The organism is Shewanella sp. 8A (genome assembly GCF_023475945.1).
In the GTDB taxonomy this organism is placed as follows: Bacteria; Pseudomonadota; Gammaproteobacteria; order Enterobacterales; family Shewanellaceae; genus Shewanella; species Shewanella xiamenensis.
Genome location: NZ_JAMDJP010000132.1, coordinates 1 through 225 on the forward strand (window position 1 = coordinate 1; position 225 = coordinate 225).

At 49.3% G+C, this 225-nt stretch carries 1 rRNA gene; it reads left to right on the forward strand.

Annotated elements, in window-relative coordinates:
- Positions 1-87 (forward strand): 16S ribosomal RNA (locus M0413_RS22870); the annotation flags it as partial.
- Between the last annotated feature and the right edge of the window lie 138 nt (positions 88-225).

The following is a 225-nucleotide window of genomic DNA, read 5'->3' on the forward strand; positions in this document are numbered from 1 at the left end:
GGGGCGCTCACCACTTTGTGGTTCATGACTGGGGTGAAGTCGTAACAAGGTAGCCCTAGGGGAACCTGGGGCTGGATCACCTCCTTACCTATACGACTAACTCGATGTTTGCTGAGTGTTCACACAGATGGCTTGTTGAACTTCCTGTAAGGGAAGGGAGAGCGACATGCACCGCGAGCCGGTATGCATTGTTCTTTAACAATTTGGAAAGCTGATAGTAATTAA